This window comes from Enterobacter sp. KB-280D8 (assembly GCF_041399405.1).
Lineage (GTDB): Bacteria > Pseudomonadota > Gammaproteobacteria > Enterobacterales > Enterobacteriaceae > Enterobacter > Enterobacter cloacae_N.
Genome location: NZ_JBGKEC010000002.1, coordinates 199730 through 217291, shown reverse-complemented (window position 1 = coordinate 217291; position 17562 = coordinate 199730). Strand labels below are relative to the sequence as shown.

Annotated in this window: 15 protein-coding genes; 5 read left to right on the top strand and 10 right to left on the bottom strand. The window is 55.2% G+C overall.

Annotated features, from left to right (window positions below):
* Positions 1-164: 164 nt before the first annotated feature.
* Entirely contained in the window at positions 165-716 is a 552-nt protein-coding gene (locus tag AB8818_RS06555) for a YcbK family protein (RefSeq protein WP_028012580.1), read from the top strand.
* A 20-nt stretch (positions 717-736) separates the two neighbouring features.
* Complete coding sequence (locus AB8818_RS06550) at positions 737-1384, top strand: MBL fold metallo-hydrolase (protein ID WP_116340934.1); 648 nt, start codon at positions 737-739, stop codon at positions 1382-1384.
* Positions 1385-1432: 48 nt separating this feature from the next.
* On the opposite strand, the gene AB8818_RS06545 is transcribed toward AB8818_RS06550, so the two are convergent.
* The 4 genes from AB8818_RS06545 to pncB all read right to left on the bottom strand — a co-directional run bounded on the left by AB8818_RS06545 (position 1433) and on the right by pncB (position 7288).
* Complete coding sequence (locus AB8818_RS06545) at positions 1433-2623, bottom strand: amino acid aminotransferase (protein WP_116340932.1); 1191 nt, start codon at positions 2621-2623, stop codon at positions 1433-1435.
* A gap of 184 nt (positions 2624-2807) precedes the next feature.
* Entirely contained in the window at positions 2808-3914 is a 1107-nt protein-coding gene (locus AB8818_RS06540) for a porin (protein WP_116340930.1), read from the bottom strand.
* A gap of 605 nt (positions 3915-4519) precedes the next feature.
* Positions 4520-5920, bottom strand: coding sequence for an asparagine--tRNA ligase (gene asnS, locus AB8818_RS06535; protein ID WP_048960458.1), 1401 nt, complete (start codon positions 5918-5920; stop codon positions 4520-4522).
* A 165-nt stretch (positions 5921-6085) separates the two neighbouring features.
* Positions 6086-7288 (bottom strand): nicotinate phosphoribosyltransferase, encoded by a 1203-nt coding sequence (gene pncB / locus AB8818_RS06530; RefSeq protein ID WP_163328611.1) that lies wholly within the window; start codon positions 7286-7288, stop codon positions 6086-6088.
* 254 nt (positions 7289-7542) lie between these two features.
* Between pncB and pepN the strand changes: the two genes are divergently transcribed.
* Positions 7543-10155 carry an aminopeptidase N gene (gene pepN / locus AB8818_RS06525; RefSeq protein ID WP_192982981.1) on the top strand — a complete coding sequence of 871 codons (2613 nt, stop codon included), beginning with the start codon at positions 7543-7545 and terminating at the stop codon, positions 10153-10155.
* 88 nt (positions 10156-10243) lie between these two features.
* Here the strand turns inward: pepN and ssuB are convergent, their stop codons facing one another.
* From ssuB to ssuE, 5 genes are read right to left on the bottom strand one after another with little or no spacing between them, the layout of a single operon-like run.
* Entirely contained in the window at positions 10244-11014 is a 771-nt protein-coding gene (ssuB, locus tag AB8818_RS06520) for an aliphatic sulfonates ABC transporter ATP-binding protein (RefSeq protein WP_116340924.1), read from the bottom strand.
* On the bottom strand, positions 11011-11802 hold the full coding sequence (gene ssuC, locus AB8818_RS06515; protein WP_116340922.1) for an aliphatic sulfonate ABC transporter permease SsuC: 792 nt from the start codon (positions 11800-11802) through the stop codon (positions 11011-11013). The genes ssuB and ssuC overlap by 4 nt, the downstream gene beginning before the upstream one ends.
* Before the next feature lie 9 nt (positions 11803-11811).
* Positions 11812-12957: an FMNH2-dependent alkanesulfonate monooxygenase gene (ssuD, locus tag AB8818_RS06510; protein ID WP_116340920.1), complete on the bottom strand. Its 1146-nt coding sequence runs from the start codon at positions 12955-12957 to the stop codon at positions 11812-11814.
* A complete protein-coding gene (locus tag AB8818_RS06505) occupies positions 12954-13916 on the bottom strand; it encodes a sulfonate ABC transporter substrate-binding protein (RefSeq protein ID WP_116340918.1) in 963 nt (320 codons plus the stop codon). The genes ssuD and AB8818_RS06505 overlap by 4 nt, the downstream gene beginning before the upstream one ends.
* Positions 13909-14484: an NADPH-dependent FMN reductase gene (ssuE, locus tag AB8818_RS06500; RefSeq protein ID WP_116340916.1), complete on the bottom strand. Its 576-nt coding sequence runs from the start codon at positions 14482-14484 to the stop codon at positions 13909-13911. The genes AB8818_RS06505 and ssuE overlap by 8 nt, the downstream gene beginning before the upstream one ends.
* A gap of 248 nt (positions 14485-14732) precedes the next feature.
* Between ssuE and pyrD the strand changes: the two genes are divergently transcribed.
* Both pyrD and zapC read left to right on the top strand, forming a co-directional pair.
* Complete coding sequence (pyrD, locus tag AB8818_RS06495; protein ID WP_032638810.1) at positions 14733-15743, top strand: quinone-dependent dihydroorotate dehydrogenase; 1011 nt, start codon at positions 14733-14735, stop codon at positions 15741-15743.
* A 165-nt stretch (positions 15744-15908) separates the two neighbouring features.
* Positions 15909-16451 carry a cell division protein ZapC gene (gene zapC, locus AB8818_RS06490; RefSeq protein ID WP_163328621.1) on the top strand — a complete coding sequence of 181 codons (543 nt, stop codon included), beginning with the start codon at positions 15909-15911 and terminating at the stop codon, positions 16449-16451.
* On the opposite strand, the gene AB8818_RS06485 is transcribed toward zapC, so the two are convergent.
* On the bottom strand, positions 16448-17557 hold the full coding sequence (locus AB8818_RS06485) for a YcbX family protein (RefSeq protein ID WP_192982984.1): 1110 nt from the start codon (positions 17555-17557) through the stop codon (positions 16448-16450). The two genes, zapC and AB8818_RS06485, sit on opposite strands and share 4 nt — an antisense overlap.
* Positions 17558-17562 lie beyond the last annotated feature (5 nt).

The window sequence follows — 17562 nt, the reverse complement described above, 5'->3', positions numbered from 1 at the left end:
TCGGGAAAAATGATTGTCGTAAGTTATGGTGAATCGGGGCCAATATCGCTGTAAGCCGCGTATTCACTGGGGTTGGGCGCCTTGACGTACCCCGTTTTGCCAGTTAAGGTGCCCTTCGTGCGCTAAGCATATTACGATTTCTTTGACCTGTAGACCTGATTATCATGGACAAATTTGACGCTAATCGCCGCAAGCTGCTGGCGTTAGGTGGTGTTGCGCTTGGCGCAGCGGCCATCTTACCGACGCCAGCATTTGCCACCCTCTCGACACCTCGTCCGCGCGTTTTAACGCTCAGCAATCTTCACACCGGTGAGTCGCTAAAAGCGGAGTTTTTCGATGGCAGAGGCTATATTCAGGATGAATTAGCAAGACTCAACCATTTTTTCCGTGATTTCCGCGCGAATAAAGTAAAAGCCATCGACCCTGGACTGTTTGATCAGCTTTTCCGCCTTCAGGGCCTGCTGGGCACCAGCAAGCCGGTGCAGCTTATTTCTGGTTATCGCTCAATTGATACCAATAACGAACTGCGCGCCCATAGCCGTGGGGTAGCGAAAAAAAGCTACCACACGAAGGGACAGGCAATGGATTTCCACATTGAAGGCGTTTCGTTAGCCAATATTCGCAAAGCCGCGTTATCTATGCGCGCTGGTGGTGTAGGATATTACCCACGTAGCAACTTTGTGCATATTGATACCGGGCCGGTTCGGCACTGGTAATAACGAAACACAGGAGCAGTATGAACTATCGTATTATTCCGGTTACCGCGTTCTCCCAGAACTGTTCATTAATCTGGTGCGAACAAACCAAACTGGCCGCGCTTGTCGATCCCGGCGGTGACGCTGAGAAAATCAAGCAGGAAGTTGCCGACAGCGGCGTGACGCTGATGCAGATTTTACTGACGCATGGTCACCTCGACCATGTGGGTGCAGCGGCTGAACTGGCTAAATACTACGGTGTGCCGATTATCGGCCCGGAAAAAGAGGATGAGTTCTGGCTGCAGGGGTTACCCGCCCAAAGCCGCATGTTTGGCCTTGATGAGTGTCTGCCTTTGACGCCCGATCGTTGGCTGAACGAAGGAGAGCGCGTTAACGTAGGGAATGTGACTTTACAGGTGTTGCATTGTCCTGGGCATACGCCAGGCCATATCGTCTTCTTTGACGACCAGTCCCGTCTGCTGATATCCGGCGATGTGATTTTCAAAGGTGGCGTAGGACGCAGCGATTTTCCGCGTGGCGACCACGGGCAGCTGATTCAGTCGATCAAACAGAAGTTATTGCCGCTGGGTGATGACGTAACGTTTATCGCAGGACACGGTCCGATGTCGACGCTGGGCTATGAACGGCTCCATAACCCGTTCCTTCAGGATGAAATGCCTGTCTGGTAACCAGCATAAAAAAAAGCCTGCTTAACGCAGGCTTTTTTGTGGGCGCTATTACAGGACGGCAACAATCGCTTCGCACAGTGGCGCCATGTTGTCAGGGGTCATGCCTGCAACGTTCACGCGGCCAGAGGCTACGGCGTATACGCCGAACTCTTCGCGCAGACGCAGAACCTGCTCTTTGGTCAGGCCGCTGAACGAGAACATGCCGTTCTGTTTGATGATGAAGCTGAAGTCGCGGTCTGCGCCTTTCTCCGCCAGGGTGTTCACAAACAGCAGGCGCATGCGCTGGATACGCTGACGCATATCGTTCAGCTCTTGTTCCCAGATCGCGCGCAGCGCATCGTTGCTCAGAATGGTCGCAACAACAGACGCACCGTGTGCCGGTGGGTTAGAGTAGTTAGCGCGAATAACGGATTTCATCTGGCTGAAGGCGCGATCGGCGGTTTCATCGTTAGCCGCAACCAGCGTACAGGCACCTACACGCTCATTGTACAGACCAAAGTTCTTGGAGTAGGAGCTTGCAACGATCAGCTCCTGATGCACGGCTGCGAACGCGCGCAGGCCTTCGGCATCTTCTTCCAGACCGCGGGCGAAGCCCTGGTAAGCAAAGTCAAACAGCGGCAGCCAGCCTTTCTCAACGGAGAGCTTCGCCAGGTGTTCCCACTGCTCAAGCGTTGGATCGATACCGGTCGGGTTGTGGCAGCAGCCGTGGAACAGCACCACGTCACCCGCCTGCGCTTCGCTCAGGCTTGAAAGCAGGCCGTCAAAGTCCAGAGCGTGGTTCGCCGCGTCGTAGTAAGCATATTCCCGCACTTCCAGGCCCGCAGAGTTAAAGACGCTCTTGTGGTTCGGCCAGCTTGGGTTGCTCACCCATACGCGCTTAACAGAGGTGTTTTTCGCAAGGAAATCCGCCGCAACGCGCAGCGCGCCGGTACCGCCAGGGGTCTGCGCCGTGCGCGCACGTTTGTCACTCACAATTGCGCTGCCTTTACCGAACAGCAGCTCCTGGGTGCAGCGACCAAATTCAGGGATACCATCAATACCGAGGTAGTTTTTGGTGGTTTCATTTTCCAGCAGATACTGCTCGGCTTTCTTAACGCTGGTCAGTACCGGAGTTTTGCCGGTTTCATCTTTATATACACCAATACCCAGGTTGATTTTGCCAGGGCGGTCGTCGGCACGAAACAGATCGGCCAGGCCCAGAATAGGGTCGGCAGGAGCGGCGGTAATGTTCTCAAACATGACGAAGTTCCATTGTGATTACAGAAGTGAAATCCGCTATCAGGTTAACGGTAGATTTACAAAATGCCAACCGTTTGCGACGAAAAGCGTGCGGCTTTTCAAAAGTCGCCATTATTTTCTGTCAGGCATAAAAAAACAGGGCCGAAGCCCTGTTCATTATGCATATAACAAAGTGGTGTTCTGATTAGAACTGGTAGGTTACGCCCACAGCAGCCATATCGTCATTGCCGTTCAGACCGCCAACAGCTTTCGCGTAGTCGGAGTCTTTGTCCAGCAGGTTGATGTAATAGTCAGCCCACACGTTGAAGTTTTTGTTGAAGTAGTAAGTGGTGCCAACCTGGATGAATTTAGCCAGATCTGCATCGCCACCGCTGAAGCCATTGACGGCAGCCAGGTCTTTACCTTTGGTCTGCACGTAGGAGATTGCCGGACGCAGGCCGAAATCGAACTGGTACTGAGCAACCACTTCGAAGTTCTGGGTTTTGTTAGCGAAGCCAGCGTCACCGTTAGAACCGGTACGGGTGGTGTTACGGGTTTCAGCATAGGTGGTCGCCAGGTAGAGGTTGTTGGCGTCGTATTTCAGACCTACACCCCATGCTTCAGCTTTATCGCCCTGGCCATCAGCTTTCTGATTCAGAGTACGGTTAGCGTTGCTGTAAGATGCGATTGCACCGAAGCCTTCGCCGAAGTCGTAACCCAGGGAGTAGCCTACGCCGTCACCGTTAGAGGTTTTAACATCAGCACGGTCGTTTTTGCCCTGGTACTGAACGCCCAGGCTCAGACCATCAACCAGACCGAAGAAATCGCTGTTACGGTAGGTCAGCAGGCCGGTGCTGCGGCTGGTCATAAAGTTATCAACGTAGTTACCGCCCCAGGTCATACCTGAGAAGGACGGCGCCATATCGGTGTAAGATTCTACGTCGTATACGATACCGTAGTTACGGCCGTAGTCGATGCTGCCAGCGTCGCCCGCTTTCAGACCAGCAAAGGCCAGACGGTTTTTGTTAGACTGAGCGGTGTTCTCAGCCTGGTTAGCCATGAAACGGTATTCCCACTGGCCATAACCGGTCAGCTGGTCGTTGATCTGAGTTTCGCCTTTGAAACCGATCTGCGCATAGGTAGCGTCGTTATTGTTGGTGTCATCACCAGAGGTCACGAAATCGTGCTCGGCGTTAACTTTACCGTAGAAGTCCAGCTTATTGCCGTTCTTGTTATAGATTTCTGCAGCGTTAGCTGCACCGGCTACCAGCAGGGCAGGGATTACCACTGCCAGAATATTGCGCTTCATCATTATTTATTACCCTCATTGGTTTTTTTATGACACTCGCCACTGCCGTCAATAAATTCTGTCAATAAATATTTCCGGAACTATTGATGAGAGTTAGGTGTCTTTATGTATCTGACAGGCATCTTTCCATTCACCGAAGCGTTTCGCTAGCCTGAAAGTGCTACAATTCTCAAGATTGAGTTACAGAAAGAAAATATGTGTAACTAAATATGTATTTTTCGGAACTTTGTGAACCATCTCAAATTTCAGAGCGACCTGGCGAACTAAGCAACAGCACCTTTCCTATATATATGAATTCCTTATGTTTAATTTGAATAAAGGCAATTCCTATAAACGAATGTTAAACGACTCGTTTTTTCTTATGACCGTAGAAAGACTTCTGGATGGCTGAAAAATTGGTTGAAATTTGTGCTATTACTTCAGGTTGTAATAATCGCAATAAGACTGAGGTTTATTTTTTGTGGCTGGATATTTCGCGGAAACAAAACGTAACAGGTAGTGGTTGTGACGGGGTGGTGGTTTATAAACGCTGACTTTACGCTGACAAAAACTGACAGGGCAGAATAAAATAATGGCCAGCAAATGCTGACCATTGTCTGTTGTGTTACTTAGAAGCTGGCGTTGCGCGGAGTACGCGGGAACGGAATCACGTCACGCACGTTCTGAACACCGGTAACGTAGGCGATCAGGCGCTCGAAGCCCAGACCAAAACCGGCGTGCGGAACGGTGCCATAACGGCGCAGGTCGCGATACCAGCTGTAGTCCGCAGGGTTGAGACCCATCTCTTCCATACGTGCGTCAAGCACGTCCAGACGTTCTTCACGCTGAGAACCACCGATGATTTCACCGATGCCCGGCGCCAGTACGTCCATCGCTGCCACGGTTTTCCCGTCTTCGTTAAGGCGCATATAGAAGGCCTTAATGTCTTTCGGGTAGTTTTTAACGACAACCGGCGCTTTGAAATGTTTCTCGGCGAGATAGCGTTCGTGCTCAGACGCCAGGTCGACGCCCCAGTAAACCGGGTTCTCGAACTTCTCACCGCATTTTTCAAGGATCGCTACCGCGTCGGTATAGTCCACCTGCGCAAAGTCGGCGGAGACGAAACGCTCCAGACGCGCCACCGCATCGCTGTCTACGCGCTCTGCGAAGAATTTCATGTCGTCAGGACGCTCTTCCAGAACCGCTTTGAAGACGTACTTCAGCATCGCTTCTGCGAGACCTGCAACGTCATTCAGATCGGCAAACGCCACTTCCGGCTCCAGCATCCAGAACTCCGCCAGGTGGCGGCTGGTGTTGGAGTTTTCGGCGCGGAAGGTTGGGCCGAAGGTGTAGATCTTAGACAGCGCACAGGCGTAGGTTTCGCCGTTGAGCTGGCCGGATACCGTCAGGAAGGCTTCTTTACCAAAGAAGTCTTTGTCATAGTCCACTTTACCTTCCGGCGTGCGCGGCAGGTTTTCCATGTCCAGCGTCGAGACGCGGAACATTTCGCCTGCACCTTCCGTATCGGACGCGGTGATCAGCGGGGTAGACACCCAGAAATAACCCTGCTCATCGAAGAAGCGATGCAGCGCCTGGGCCAGCGTATGACGCACGCGGGCCACCGCACCAATCAGGTTGGTACGCGGACGCAGGTGCGCCACTTCACGCAGGTATTCGATGCTGTGACGTTTTGCCGCCATCGGGTAGGTGTCCGGATCTTCAACCCAGCCGGTCACTTCAATAGCAGAGGCCTGGATCTCGAAGCTCTGGCCCTGACCCGGGGATGCCACAACCACACCGGTGACGATAACGGAACAGCCCGTCGTCAGGCGCAGAACGTCATCATTGTAATTGGGCAGAGAATTATTAATGACGGCCTGTACAGGATCAAAGCAGGAACCGTCATAGACGGCAAGGAAGGAGATGCCAGCTTTAGAATCTCGGCGAGTACGCACCCATCCGCGCACGGTGACCTCCTGGTCAACGGCGACACGGCCCTGGAGTACGTCGGCTACAGGCACAACGCTCATAATATTCTCTCTGTTAATAGTCGGAAAAAATAAACACTTGTCCACCCTTATGGGGGGATATCTATGTTACCTGCCATCCGCTATCAGACAAGTAAATTTCGCAGTCAAAAGAGAAGAATTGAGAAATAAATAAGGGATGGGAGCCCTGAAGGCTCCCGTAAGCGCTTAACTGGCTTTTTTGATCTGAGGGAGATCGAACGCTTTGCGCAATGCGCGGACAAACGCTTTGTCATGGCAGATGGTTTTACCCGGGCTGTCGGAGAGCTTTGCCACCGGCTTGCCGTTACATTCCACCAGTTTTATAACGATATTCAGAGGTTTTACCTGAGGAATGTCGCAGGTCAACCGGGTACCGATCCCGAAGCCCAGATTAATTCTGGCATTGAAATGACGATACAGTTCTACGGCTTTCGCCAGGTCGAGATTATCGGAGAAGACCAGCACCTTGCTCATCGGGTCAATACCGAGTTTTTGATAATGGGCAATCGCCTTTTCGCCCCATTCAACCGGATCCCCGGAGTCGTGGCGTAACCCCTGGTAACGTTCAGCGAACTCGGGACCAAAGTCGCGCAGGAAGGCATCCATCGTAATGCAGTCGGTCAGGGCGATCCCGAGTTGATTCGGGTACTCTTCAAGCCAGGCGGCCAGCGCCGCACGCTGGCTGTTAGCCAGATCAGGGCTAATTTGCTGATGTGCCTGGAACCACTCGTGCGCCTGGGTGCCCATTGGCGTCAGGTTGAGGCGACGCGCCAGATCGTAGTTACTGGTACCCACGAACCACGGCTCCTGCTGCAGACGTTCAACGATAGCCTGCTGAACCTCGCGAGAGAAGCGGCGACGGGTGCCGAAATCCATCAGGCGGAAGCGGGACATATCCAGCCCTTCGGTCAGGGTAGAGAATGCTGCAAGTTTGTTTTCCAGCGAGGCGACCGCCTGTTCGACGCCGGTTTCAGGCGAACGGTAGCGGTGGGCCAGCTCGCTGATGACGGCGAGAAGCGGCACTTCCCACATGATCACTTCCCGCCACGGACCTTCAAGACGAATATCCAGCTTGCCGTTTTCGTTGGTCACGGTGACCTGTTCAGGCTTATAGCGAAAGTCGCGCAGCCAGTTCAGATAGTCCGCTTTGAAGAAAGGCAGGCCAGAAAGCCACTGGTATTCATCGTCCTGCAGCGTCAGATGCTGCATCGCATCGACCTGTTCACGAATGGAGTCTGCGTAGATACCGAGCAAGTCGTCACCACGGCAGCGGAATTCCGCCGCGACGTGAACGTCATAGTAATGGTGGAAAACGGCTTGCTGCATATGCAGTTTATACGCGTCGGTATCCAGCAACGTATGCAGAACCGGAGAAGCGAATTGAGTCATAGGTGCGCTGTAGCATCCTCTCACGGGAGCGTTTAGTACAATAAACAACTCCGGAGTATACCTTGTTTAGTGATTTATTGAACCCCGATCACAACATAAGCACACTTTATGGTCGAGCGCATTTCGTGCCCCGTGTTATACAAATGTAGCGAAAAAGGTGTTTCTGCCTGAAAAGATGAACATTCTGCATAGCGCGTTTTGCGCAACAGGAATATATTGAAACGTTACTCGACAAACGATGCATAAGGTTTTCTATGACACAACAGCCACAAGCCAAATACCGCCACGACTACCGCGCGCCGGAATACCTGATTAGCGATATCGATCTGACTTTTGACCTGGATGCCGCAAAAACCGTTGTGACAGCGATAAGCCAGGTGACGCGCCACAGCGCGACAGCCGTACCGCTGCGTCTGGATGGCGAAGATCTGACGCTGGTCTCCCTGCATATTAATGATGAACCCTGGTCAGACTATAAAGAAGAAGGCAACCAGCTGGTCATCGACAACCTGCCGGAACGCTTTACGCTGCGCATCGTGAATGAAATCAGCCCTGCCGCCAACACGGCGCTGGAAGGGCTTTACCAGTCAGGCGTGGCCCTGTGTACCCAGTGTGAAGCAGAAGGTTTCCGCCACATTACCTGGTATCTGGACCGCCCGGATGTGCTGGCGCGTTTTACGACGAAAATCATTGCCGATAAAACGCTCTACCCGTTCCTGCTCTCCAACGGCAACCGCGTCGGTGAGGGTGAGCTGGAAAATGGCCGTCACTGGGTGCAGTGGCAGGATCCATTCCCGAAACCATGCTACCTGTTTGCGCTGGTGGCCGGTGATTTCGACGTGCTGCGTGATACCTTTAAAACCCGCTCTGGCCGTGAAGTGGCGCTGGAACTGTTCGTTGACCGCGGCAACCTCGACCGCGCGCCGTGGGCGATGACCTCGCTCATCAACTCCATGAAGTGGGACGAAGAGCGCTTTGGTCTCGAATATGACCTCGACATCTATATGATCGTCGCCGTCGACTTCTTCAACATGGGCGCAATGGAGAACAAAGGCCTTAACGTCTTTAACTCCAAGTACGTGCTGGCACGTACGGATACCGCCACCGATAAAGACTACCTCGATATCGAGCGCGTGATCGGCCACGAATATTTCCACAACTGGACCGGTAACCGCGTCACCTGCCGCGACTGGTTCCAGCTGAGCCTGAAAGAGGGCCTGACCGTCTTCCGTGACCAGGAGTTCAGCTCCGATCTCGGCTCGCGGGCGGTCAACCGCATCAACAACGTGCGTACCATGCGCGGCCTGCAGTTTGCGGAAGATGCCAGCCCAATGGCGCACCCAATCCGTCCGGACAAAGTCATCGAGATGAACAACTTCTACACCCTGACGGTGTACGAGAAGGGCGCTGAAATTATCCGCATGATCCACACCCTGCTGGGTGAGGAGAACTTCCAGAAAGGGATGCAGCTCTATTTCGAGCGCCACGACGGCAGCGCGGCCACCTGCGATGACTTTGTGCAGGCGATGGAAGATGCGTCCAATGTTGATCTCTCTCACTTCCGCCGCTGGTACAGCCAGGCCGGGACCCCAATTGTCACCGTTAAGGACGACTACAATCCGGAAACCGAGCAGTACACTCTGACCATCAGCCAGCGCACGCCGCCAACCGCCGAGCAGGAAGAGAAATATCCGCTGCACATTCCGTTCAGCATTGAGCTGTACGACAATGAAGGCAACGTCATCCCGCTGCAGAAGGGCGGCCACCCGGTGCACCACGTGCTGAACGTGACTCAGGCAGAGCAGACCTTTATCTTCGACAACGTCTACTTCCAGCCGGTGCCTGCGCTGCTGTGCGAATTCTCCGCGCCGGTGAAGCTGGAGTACAAGTGGAGCGACCAGCAGCTGACGTTCCTGATGCGTCACGCGCGCAACGATTTCTCCCGCTGGGACGCCGCGCAAAGCCTGCTGGCAACCTACATCAAGCTCAACGTGAACCGCTACCAGCAGGGCCAGCCGCTGACGCTGCCGGTGCATGTGGCAGACGCTTTCCGCGCCATCCTGCTGGATGAGAAGATTGATCCGGCGCTGGCGGCTGAAATTCTGACCCTGCCGTCTGCGACGGAAATTGCGGAGCTGTTTGACATCATTGACCCGATTGCCATCGTGGCCGTGCGTGAAGCGCTGACCCGCACGCTGGCGACCGAACTGGCGGATGAGTTCCTGGCACTCTACAACGCCAACAAGCTTGACGCGTATCGCGTGGAACATGCGGACATCGGTAAACGTTCTCTGCGCAATACCTGCCTGCGCTATCTTGCGTTTGGCGAGGCAGAGCTGGCAAACACGCTGGTGAGCAAGCAGTATCGCGAAGCGGATAACATGACGGACGCGCTGGCCGCGCTGTCGGCAAGCGTTGCCGCCGAACTGCCGTGCCGCGATGCGCTGATGCAGGAGTACGACGACAGATGGCACCAGGATGGCCTGGTGATGGACAAGTGGTTCATCCTGCAGGCGACCAGCCCGGCGGCGGATGCCCTCAGCAAGGTCCGCAGCCTGCTGAAGCACCGTTCGTTCACCATGAGCAACCCAAACCGCGTGCGCTCGCTGATTGGCGCATTTGCCAGCAGCAACCCGGCCGCGTTCCACGCCGAAGACGGCAGCGGCTATCAGTTTATGGTAGAAATGCTGACCGAGCTGAACAGCCGTAACCCGCAGGTGGCTTCCCGCCTGATTGAGCCGCTGATCCGTCTGAAACGCTACGATGCGAAGCGTCAGGCGAAGATGCGTGCCGCGCTTGAGCAGCTGAAAGGGCTGGAGAACCTGTCTGGCGATCTGTACGAGAAGATTGCTAAGGCCTTAGCGTAATACGAAAAAGTGCCCGGTGGCGCTACGCTTACCGGGCCTACATATGGATTTCTCCCTCTCCCCGTGGGAGAGGGCCGGGGTGAGGGCATCAGGCATTAGCCTTAGCTCGTTCTAACTCCGTACCCCCGCGCTTCATCACCCGATCCAACACCTCCGCTTCCAGCTCCGCCAGTCTTGCTGAGCCCACGCGACGAGGCCGCGGAAGATCCACTGTCAGATCAAGACCTATTTTCCCATCCTCTATTAACAGCACCCGGTCAGCCATCGCCACGGCTTCGCTCACGTCATGCGTCACCAGCAGCACCGTAAATCCGTGCGCCTGCCAGAGCGATTCAATCAAATCCTGCATTTCGATCCGCGTCAGGGCGTCCAGCGCACCGAGCGGCTCGTCAAGCAGCAGCAGGCCGGGACGGTGAATCAATGCCCGCGCCAGCGCCACGCGCTGCTTTTGCCCTCCCGAGAGAGCCGCAGGCCATTCACCTGCGCGGTTTTCCAGCCCGACGGCGGCCAACGCCCGACGGGCTTCCTCCCGCCAGTTTCCTTTGAGCCCCAGTCCGACGTTATCAATCACCGTTTTCCACGGCAGCAGGCGCGCGTCCTGAAACATCATGCGGGTATCATCCTGAATATTGGCCAGCGGCGTTGTTCCCGCCAGAATGTCGCCGCCGTTGGGGGCTTCCAGTCCGGCCAAAAGACGTAGCAGCGTACTCTTCCCACCGCCGCTTCGCCCGACAACGGCCACAAATTGCCCGGCGGGAATATGCAGATCCAGCCCGTTGAGAATGGTGTTTTCGCCGTAGCGTTTGGTTACGCCGTTCAGCAGCAGCGGCGTGCCCTGATTTAGTCGTGCAGTATTCATGCTTTCGCCTCCTGAAGGGTGTAGGCCGGGTTCCAGCGCAGCCAACTGCGCTCCAGCCACTGGGCGCTAACGTCAGCGAGTTTGCCGAGCAGGGCATAAAGAATAATGGCAACCACTACCACGTCCGTTTGCAGGAATTCGCGGGCATTCATCGCCAGATACCCGATGCCGGAGTTGGCGGAAATAGTTTCCGCCACAATCAGGGTCAGCCACATCAGGCCGAGCGCAAAGCGCACCCCGACCATGATGGAGGGCAGGGCGCCCGGCAGGATCACGTGAGTAAAGAGAGAAAAACCCGATAAGCCGTAGCTGCGCGCCATCTCCACCAGACCGCGATCGATATTGCGGATGCCGTGCCAGGTGTTGATGTAGATCGGGAACAGCGTGCCCAGCGCCACGAGGAAGATCTTGGCACTTTCATCAATCCCAAACCATAAAATCACCAGCGGGATCAGCGCCAGATGCGGCACGTTGCGCAGCATCTGAATGGAGGTATCCAGCAGCCGCTCGCCCCAGCGGGAAAGGCCGCTGATCAACCCCAGCACCAGACCAATGCTGCCGCCGATGGAAAACCCAATCACCGCGCGCCAGGAGCTGATTGCCAGATGCTGCCACAACTCGCCGCTGACGCTCAGCGACCAGAACGCTTCGATAACGCCCTCGGGAGAGGGCAGAATGCGGCTCGACAGCCAGCCGGTGGACGATGCGAGCTGCCAGAGAGCCACAATGCCGACGGGCAAAAACCACGGTGCGGCGCGCAGCAGCCATTTTTGTGAGGTGGCAGACATGGTCACTCCTTAGCTTTGTGCGGCTTTACGTGGAATAAACTCGTTTGCCACCGCTTCGCCCTGCAGCTGGAGCCGCTGCGGCTGCGGAATTTCTGGAATGGCGACGTCCAGATGTGGGAATAACAGCTCGCCCACCTTGTAGGCCTCTTCCAGGTGCGGATAGCCGGAGAGGATAAAGCTGTCGATGCCCAGATCAGCGTATTCATTAATCCGCGCGGCCACGGTAGGCCCGTCGCCGACCAGCGCCGTGCCCGCGCCGCCGCGTACCAGACCGACGCCCGCCCACAGGTTCGGGCTGATTTCCAGATTCTCGCGCTTGCCGTTGTGCAGAGAGGCCATGCGGTGCTGCCCGACGGAATCGGTTTTGGCAAACGCAGCCTGCGCCTTTGCGATGGTCTCATCGTCCAGATGGGAGATCAGACGGTCTGCCGCCTGCCAGGCTTCTTCATTGGTTTCACGCACAATCACGTGCAGGCGAATCCCAAAGCGTACCCTGCGGCCATGAGCGGCGGCTTTGGCCCGGACCTGGGCAATTTTCTCTTTTACCAGCTCCGGCGGCTCGCCCCAGGTCAGATAGAGATCGACCTGCTCGGCGGCCAGATCCTGAGCCACATCCGACGATCCGCCAAAATAGAGCGGAGGACGCGGCTGCTGCACCGGCGGGAAGTAAAGCTTCGCGTCGCGAACGTGAATATGCTTGCCTTCGAAGGTGACGGTCTCTCCTTCCAGCAGGCGCCGCCAGACGTGGGTAAACTCGGCGGAGGCTTCATAGCGCTCGGTATGGTCGAGGAACACGCCGTCGCCCGCCAGCTCCTGCGGATCGCTGCCCGTCACCAGGTTAAACAGGGCGCGGCCGTTGGAGAGTCTGTCCAGCGTTGCCGCCTGACGCGCCGCCACGGTGGGGGAGACAACGCTCGGGCGCAATGCAACCAGGAATTTAAGGCGCTGAGTGACCGGGATCATCGACGCAGCCACCAGCCAGGCATCCTCGCACGAGCGTCCGGTCGGGATCAGCACGCCGGTAAAACCGATTCGGTCCGCCGCCTGCGCAATCTGCTGCAGGTAGGCATGGTCAACCGGGCGCGAGCCCTCTTCTGTGCCAAGATAGTGTCCATCGCCGTGGGTGGGTAAAAACCAGAAAAGATTCAGACTCATGATTTAGCTCCTTCTTTGCCTGCGGGCTGCCAGATGCGTTCGCGGATATCGACCTGTTTTGGCACCAGACGGTTTTGATAGAAGAGGTCAGCGGTTTGTTGCTGAAGTGCGGCGACGTGTGCATCCACGGGCGCAATGGTGGTGGGCGGACGGTGGTTGAGATAGCTCGCGATCACCGGTTCAGGCAACCCCATGGTCTTCGCCAGCAGGGCAATGCTCGCCTGACGCTGGGTCTGGGTCAGCGCATCGGCCTGGGTAAAGGTATCCAGTACGCCCTGAATAAATGCGCCGTTCTTTTCCGCGTAAGGGCGCGCGGCGAGATAGAACGAGCCGGTCTGTTTCAGCGTAGTGCCATCTTTCAGCACCCGAACGCCCCCTTGCAGTAAGGCTGCGGAGTAGTACGGATCCCAGATAGCCCAGGCATCAACGTTCTTCTGCTGGAACGCGGCGCGCGCGTCGGCAGGCGTCAGGTAAACGGGCTGAATGTCCGTGAACTTGAGCCCGGCTTCCTGTAAGGCGCGCAGCAGCAGGTTGTGCGAGCTGGAACCTTTCTGGAAAGCGACTTTATGCCCTTTAAGGTCTGCGACGCTTTTAATCTCACTGTTTTCAGGTACCAGAATGACTTCGGCTTTCGGTTTAGCGGGTTCTACGCCGACATATACCAGGTCCGCCCCGGCAGCCTGAGCAAAAATAGGCGGGATATCGCCCGTGCTGCCCAGATCGATACTGCCGACGTTCAGCGCTTCAAGCATCTGTGGCCCTGCCGGGAACTCTACCCAGGAAAATTTGGTGTCCGGGAAGCGTTTTTCCAGCAGCTGGTGGCTTTTTGCCAGCACCATGCTGACGCTGCCTTTCTGATAGCCAATGCGTAAGCTGTCCGGTGCGGCTTCTGCAGCCTGCGCCTGCGCGGTAAACGCCATCAGGCCAGCCAGTCCGAGGTAGGTTAAGGTTTTAAACATGTGCGACCCCCTGCGGCGGATTAAAAGAAGGAACCTGGATATCCCGGCGATGCAGCGCGTGCCAGAAGGTTTCCAGCGCAGCATCAAGGCGGGTTTGCAGATTCGGCGTAAAGTGCGGCTTATGCTGGTAGTCAATGACCTGTGAATCATCCGCGAAAACCCCGTGGAGGATCTCCTGAGCCTTCAGGGCGTTCAGCACCGGCTTCAGGGCATAATCCACCGCCAGTAAATGGGCAACCGTACCGCCCGTTGCCAGCGGCAGAACCACTTTGCCGTCCAGTGCGCGCTCGGGGAGAAGATCGAGCAGGGTTTTCAGCGCGCCCGAAAACGAGGCTTTATAAATCGGGGTCGCAACGATGAGGCCGTCCGCTTCCTTGAGCTGCTCAATGAGGGTTTTCAGCGCGGGGCTGTCGAAGCGGGCATACAGCAAATCTTCAGGTTCGAAGTTATGCAGATTCCAGTGGCACACTTCCACGTCGAGGGCGTTGAGCTTTTCACGAGCATATTCCAGCAGGGCGCTGGAGCGCGAAGGGAATCGTGGACTTCCGGCCAGGGTAATGACGCGCATACTTCCTCCTTATAACTAATTGTTTGCTTTTATCTAACATTCATAACAATTTTCAGGAGTGTGACATCGCGCGGTTATTCCACTAAATGATTTATCCGCAATTAAAATGCGAAAAAGCGCATAAGAAATAGACAGGGAGGTAAACGATTGCGTTTTACGCCGATTTTTTGCCGCAGGTCAATTCCCTTTCTGAGCGGGATCGCCCATAATCCCCTCCCGGTTTGCACACCGGGAATCCAGGAGAGTTCATGTACTACCCCTTCGTTCGTAAAGCCCTTTTCCAGCTCGACCCCGAGCGCGCTCATGAATTTACATTCCAGCAATTACGTCGTATTACCGGAACGCCTTTGGCTGCTCTGGTGCGTCAGAATGTGCCGGAAAAACCTGTGCAGTGCATGGGTCTGACCTTTAAAAATCCGCTGGGTCTGGCGGCGGGTCTGGACAAAAATGGCGAGTGCATTGATGCCCTGGGCGCGATGGGCTTTGGCTCTATCGAAATCGGTACCGTCACGCCGCGCCCACAGCCGGGAAATGACAAGCCGCGACTGTTCCGCCTGGTTGAAGCCGAAGGGCTGATCAACCGCATGGGCTTTAATAACCTCGGTGTTGATCACCTTGTTGAGAACGTAAAAAAAGCCCATTTTGACGGGATATTAGGCATCAATATCGGCAAAAATAAAGACACGCCGGTAGAGCAGGGTAAAGATGACTATCTGATTTGTATGGAAAAAGTCTACGCCTATGCCGGTTATATTGCGGTGAATATTTCTTCACCCAATACCCCGGGGCTGCGTTCCTTACAATATGGCGAAGCGCTGGACGATCTTCTGAGTGCCATTAAAAATAAGCAAAATGAACTCCAGACGATCCACCATAAATATGTTCCGGTCGCGGTTAAGATCGCCCCGGATCTTTCTGCCGAAGAATTGATCCAGGTTGCCGACAGTTTGGTTCGCCATAATATTGACGGTGTGATTGCAACGAATACCACGCTCGATCGTTCGCTCGTTCAGGGAATGAAAAACTGTGACGAAGCGGGTGGGTTAAGTGGACGTCCGGTACAATTAAAAAGCACCGAAATTATTCGCGCTTTGTCTGCGGAATTAAAAGGCCGTTTACCGATTATCGGCGTCGGCGGTATCGACTCGGTGATTGCTGCGCGCGAGAAGATGGCGGCCGGTGCATCACTGGTGCAAATCTATTCCGGCTTTATTTTTAAAGGACCGCCGCTGATTAAAGAAATCGTTACTCATATCTAATCTTTTCTCTTAATCAGACAACCAGGGCTTTATTTCCAGCCCTGGTTGTTTTATATTCCGTCACTGTTGCTTATTTAGACATTATAGTCTTTTATTACTAATGTTATAAACGAAGCGGCGAACAGGACATTTTTAGTACAGGACGTTTGGGGACGGGAGAGACACATGCGAATTAAACCTGACGATAACTGGCGCTGGTATTTTTGCGACGAGCATGATCGTATGATGCTCGATTTAGCCAATGGCATGCTGTTTCGTTCTCGTTTTGCCCGCCGAATGTTAACCCCGGACGCGTTTTCCCCGTCGGGCTTTTGCGTTGATGATGCAGCGCTTTATTTCTCCTTTGAAGAAAAATGCCGCGATTTGATGCTCTCTAAAGAGCAGCGTGCCGAACTGGTATTAAATGCGCTGGTGGCTATCCGTTTCCTGAAACCGCAAATGCCGAAAAGCTGGCATTTCCTGCCTCACGGAATGGACTGGACGCCAGCAACGGGCGATGCGGCCAGCGTTAACCTGAGCGATACCGCCGAAGAGGTGAGTTTATTAGTCGTTGAGCCAGGCGAAAATGCCGCACTCTGTCTGCTGGCGCAGCCCGGTGTGACGATTGCCGGGCGGGTTATGCAGTTAGGTGATGCGATCAAAGTCATGAATGACAGGCTGAAGCCACAGCTGCGCGTAGATTCCTTCAGCCTCGAACAGGCGGTTTAAGCTTCCAGCTGTACCGACGTTTTCGGTACGCAGCTACAGCACAGAATTGTGCCGTCATTTCCAATTGCAGATTTCTTCAGCGCACTCACTTCACCCTCCAGCAGCTTGATGCGGCAGCATCCGCAGATTCCCGCGCGGCAGGAATACGGTACGCGAATACCGGCTTGCTCCAGTTGCTCCAGCAGCACCTGCTGATTGTTGCCACGAATAATCTTGCCCTGCCAGTGAATATCCACCGCAGAGGCGACGTTCGTCTCGGCCTCGACCATTTCTTCTTGCTGGCCTGCGCCATACACTCTGGCCGGCCCGCGGGCGAGAATTTCAACCTCATCGCCTACGCGAATCACGCCGCTGGAGCGGGGGATCAGGTTCTGGCCGAAATCGACATCACCGTTATCCTGCGCGGTACGGAATGATTGCAGGGTTTTCAGCGGCTCGCCGGAAGGGTGCTTCTGGCCTTTTTCAGGACTTACCGTCGTGAAAATGCAGCGACTGCAGGGCTTCACCACGTCGAAAATAACGCTGCCGATGCGGATCGTTTTCCAGGTGTCTTCTTCCCATGCGTTAGCCCCCGTTACCACCAGGTTCGGGCGGAACTGCTCCATCTGCACGCTGGCTTTGCAGCGGTTTTGTAAATCACGCAGCGACGCCTCATTGGTCAGCAGGAACGGGAAGCCATCGGCGAAGGAGAGCGGTACGGCCTCGTGGCGCTTCACGCGACGCGTCAGTTCCGGACCAACCCAGCGCAGCTGCACGTCGCGGGAGAAGAAACCGCTCAGCCAGCGGTTAATCTCATCCGGGGCGATGCGCGCGGTAAAATGATTACCCCATACTTCCGTTGGCGCGTCGACAGCCGCAAAATCAGCAAAGCGAATCACCGTGCTGGAACCGTCCGGCGCGGTCAGATGCAAACCGTCATAAAGCGGGGAAGGCGTAAAGCGAACCATCTGCGGGAACTGGCGTGCGGTAATGAACGTGCCGTCAGGCTCGGTGACCATAAAAATACGATCGAAGGCGAATCCGCTCATGTCGGCCAGCGCGTGAGAGACGCCGATGCCGCGCATGGATTTCACCGGATGAATAAAAAGCCTGGATAACGTCGCCACTGCAC

What these genes read in the sequence shown, in the direction of transcription:
- AB8818_RS06555 (WP_028012580.1), top strand. Translation starts at nt 165, where the DNA reads ATGGACAAATTTGACGCTAATCGCCGCAAGCTGCTGGCGTTAGGTGGT.
- AB8818_RS06550 (WP_116340934.1), top strand. Translation starts at nt 737, where the DNA reads ATGAACTATCGTATTATTCCGGTTACCGCGTTCTCCCAGAACTGTTCA.
- AB8818_RS06545 (WP_116340932.1), bottom strand. Translation starts at nt 2,623, where the DNA reads ATGTTTGAGAACATTACCGCCGCTCCTGCCGACCCTATTCTGGGCCTG.
- AB8818_RS06540 (WP_116340930.1), bottom strand. Translation starts at nt 3,914, where the DNA reads ATGATGAAGCGCAATATTCTGGCAGTGGTAATCCCTGCCCTGCTGGTA.
- asnS (WP_048960458.1), bottom strand. Translation starts at nt 5,920, where the DNA reads ATGAGCGTTGTGCCTGTAGCCGACGTACTCCAGGGCCGTGTCGCCGTT.
- pncB (WP_163328611.1), bottom strand. Translation starts at nt 7,288, where the DNA reads ATGACTCAATTCGCTTCTCCGGTTCTGCATACGTTGCTGGATACCGAC.
- pepN (WP_192982981.1), top strand. Translation starts at nt 7,543, where the DNA reads ATGACACAACAGCCACAAGCCAAATACCGCCACGACTACCGCGCGCCG.
- ssuB (WP_116340924.1), bottom strand. Translation starts at nt 11,014, where the DNA reads ATGAATACTGCACGACTAAATCAGGGCACGCCGCTGCTGCTGAACGGC.
- ssuC (WP_116340922.1), bottom strand. Translation starts at nt 11,802, where the DNA reads ATGTCTGCCACCTCACAAAAATGGCTGCTGCGCGCCGCACCGTGGTTT.
- ssuD (WP_116340920.1), bottom strand. Translation starts at nt 12,957, where the DNA reads ATGAGTCTGAATCTTTTCTGGTTTTTACCCACCCACGGCGATGGACAC.
- AB8818_RS06505 (WP_116340918.1), bottom strand. Translation starts at nt 13,916, where the DNA reads ATGTTTAAAACCTTAACCTACCTCGGACTGGCTGGCCTGATGGCGTTT.
- ssuE (WP_116340916.1), bottom strand. Translation starts at nt 14,484, where the DNA reads ATGCGCGTCATTACCCTGGCCGGAAGTCCACGATTCCCTTCGCGCTCC.
- pyrD (WP_032638810.1), top strand. Translation starts at nt 14,733, where the DNA reads ATGTACTACCCCTTCGTTCGTAAAGCCCTTTTCCAGCTCGACCCCGAG.
- zapC (WP_163328621.1), top strand. Translation starts at nt 15,909, where the DNA reads ATGCGAATTAAACCTGACGATAACTGGCGCTGGTATTTTTGCGACGAG.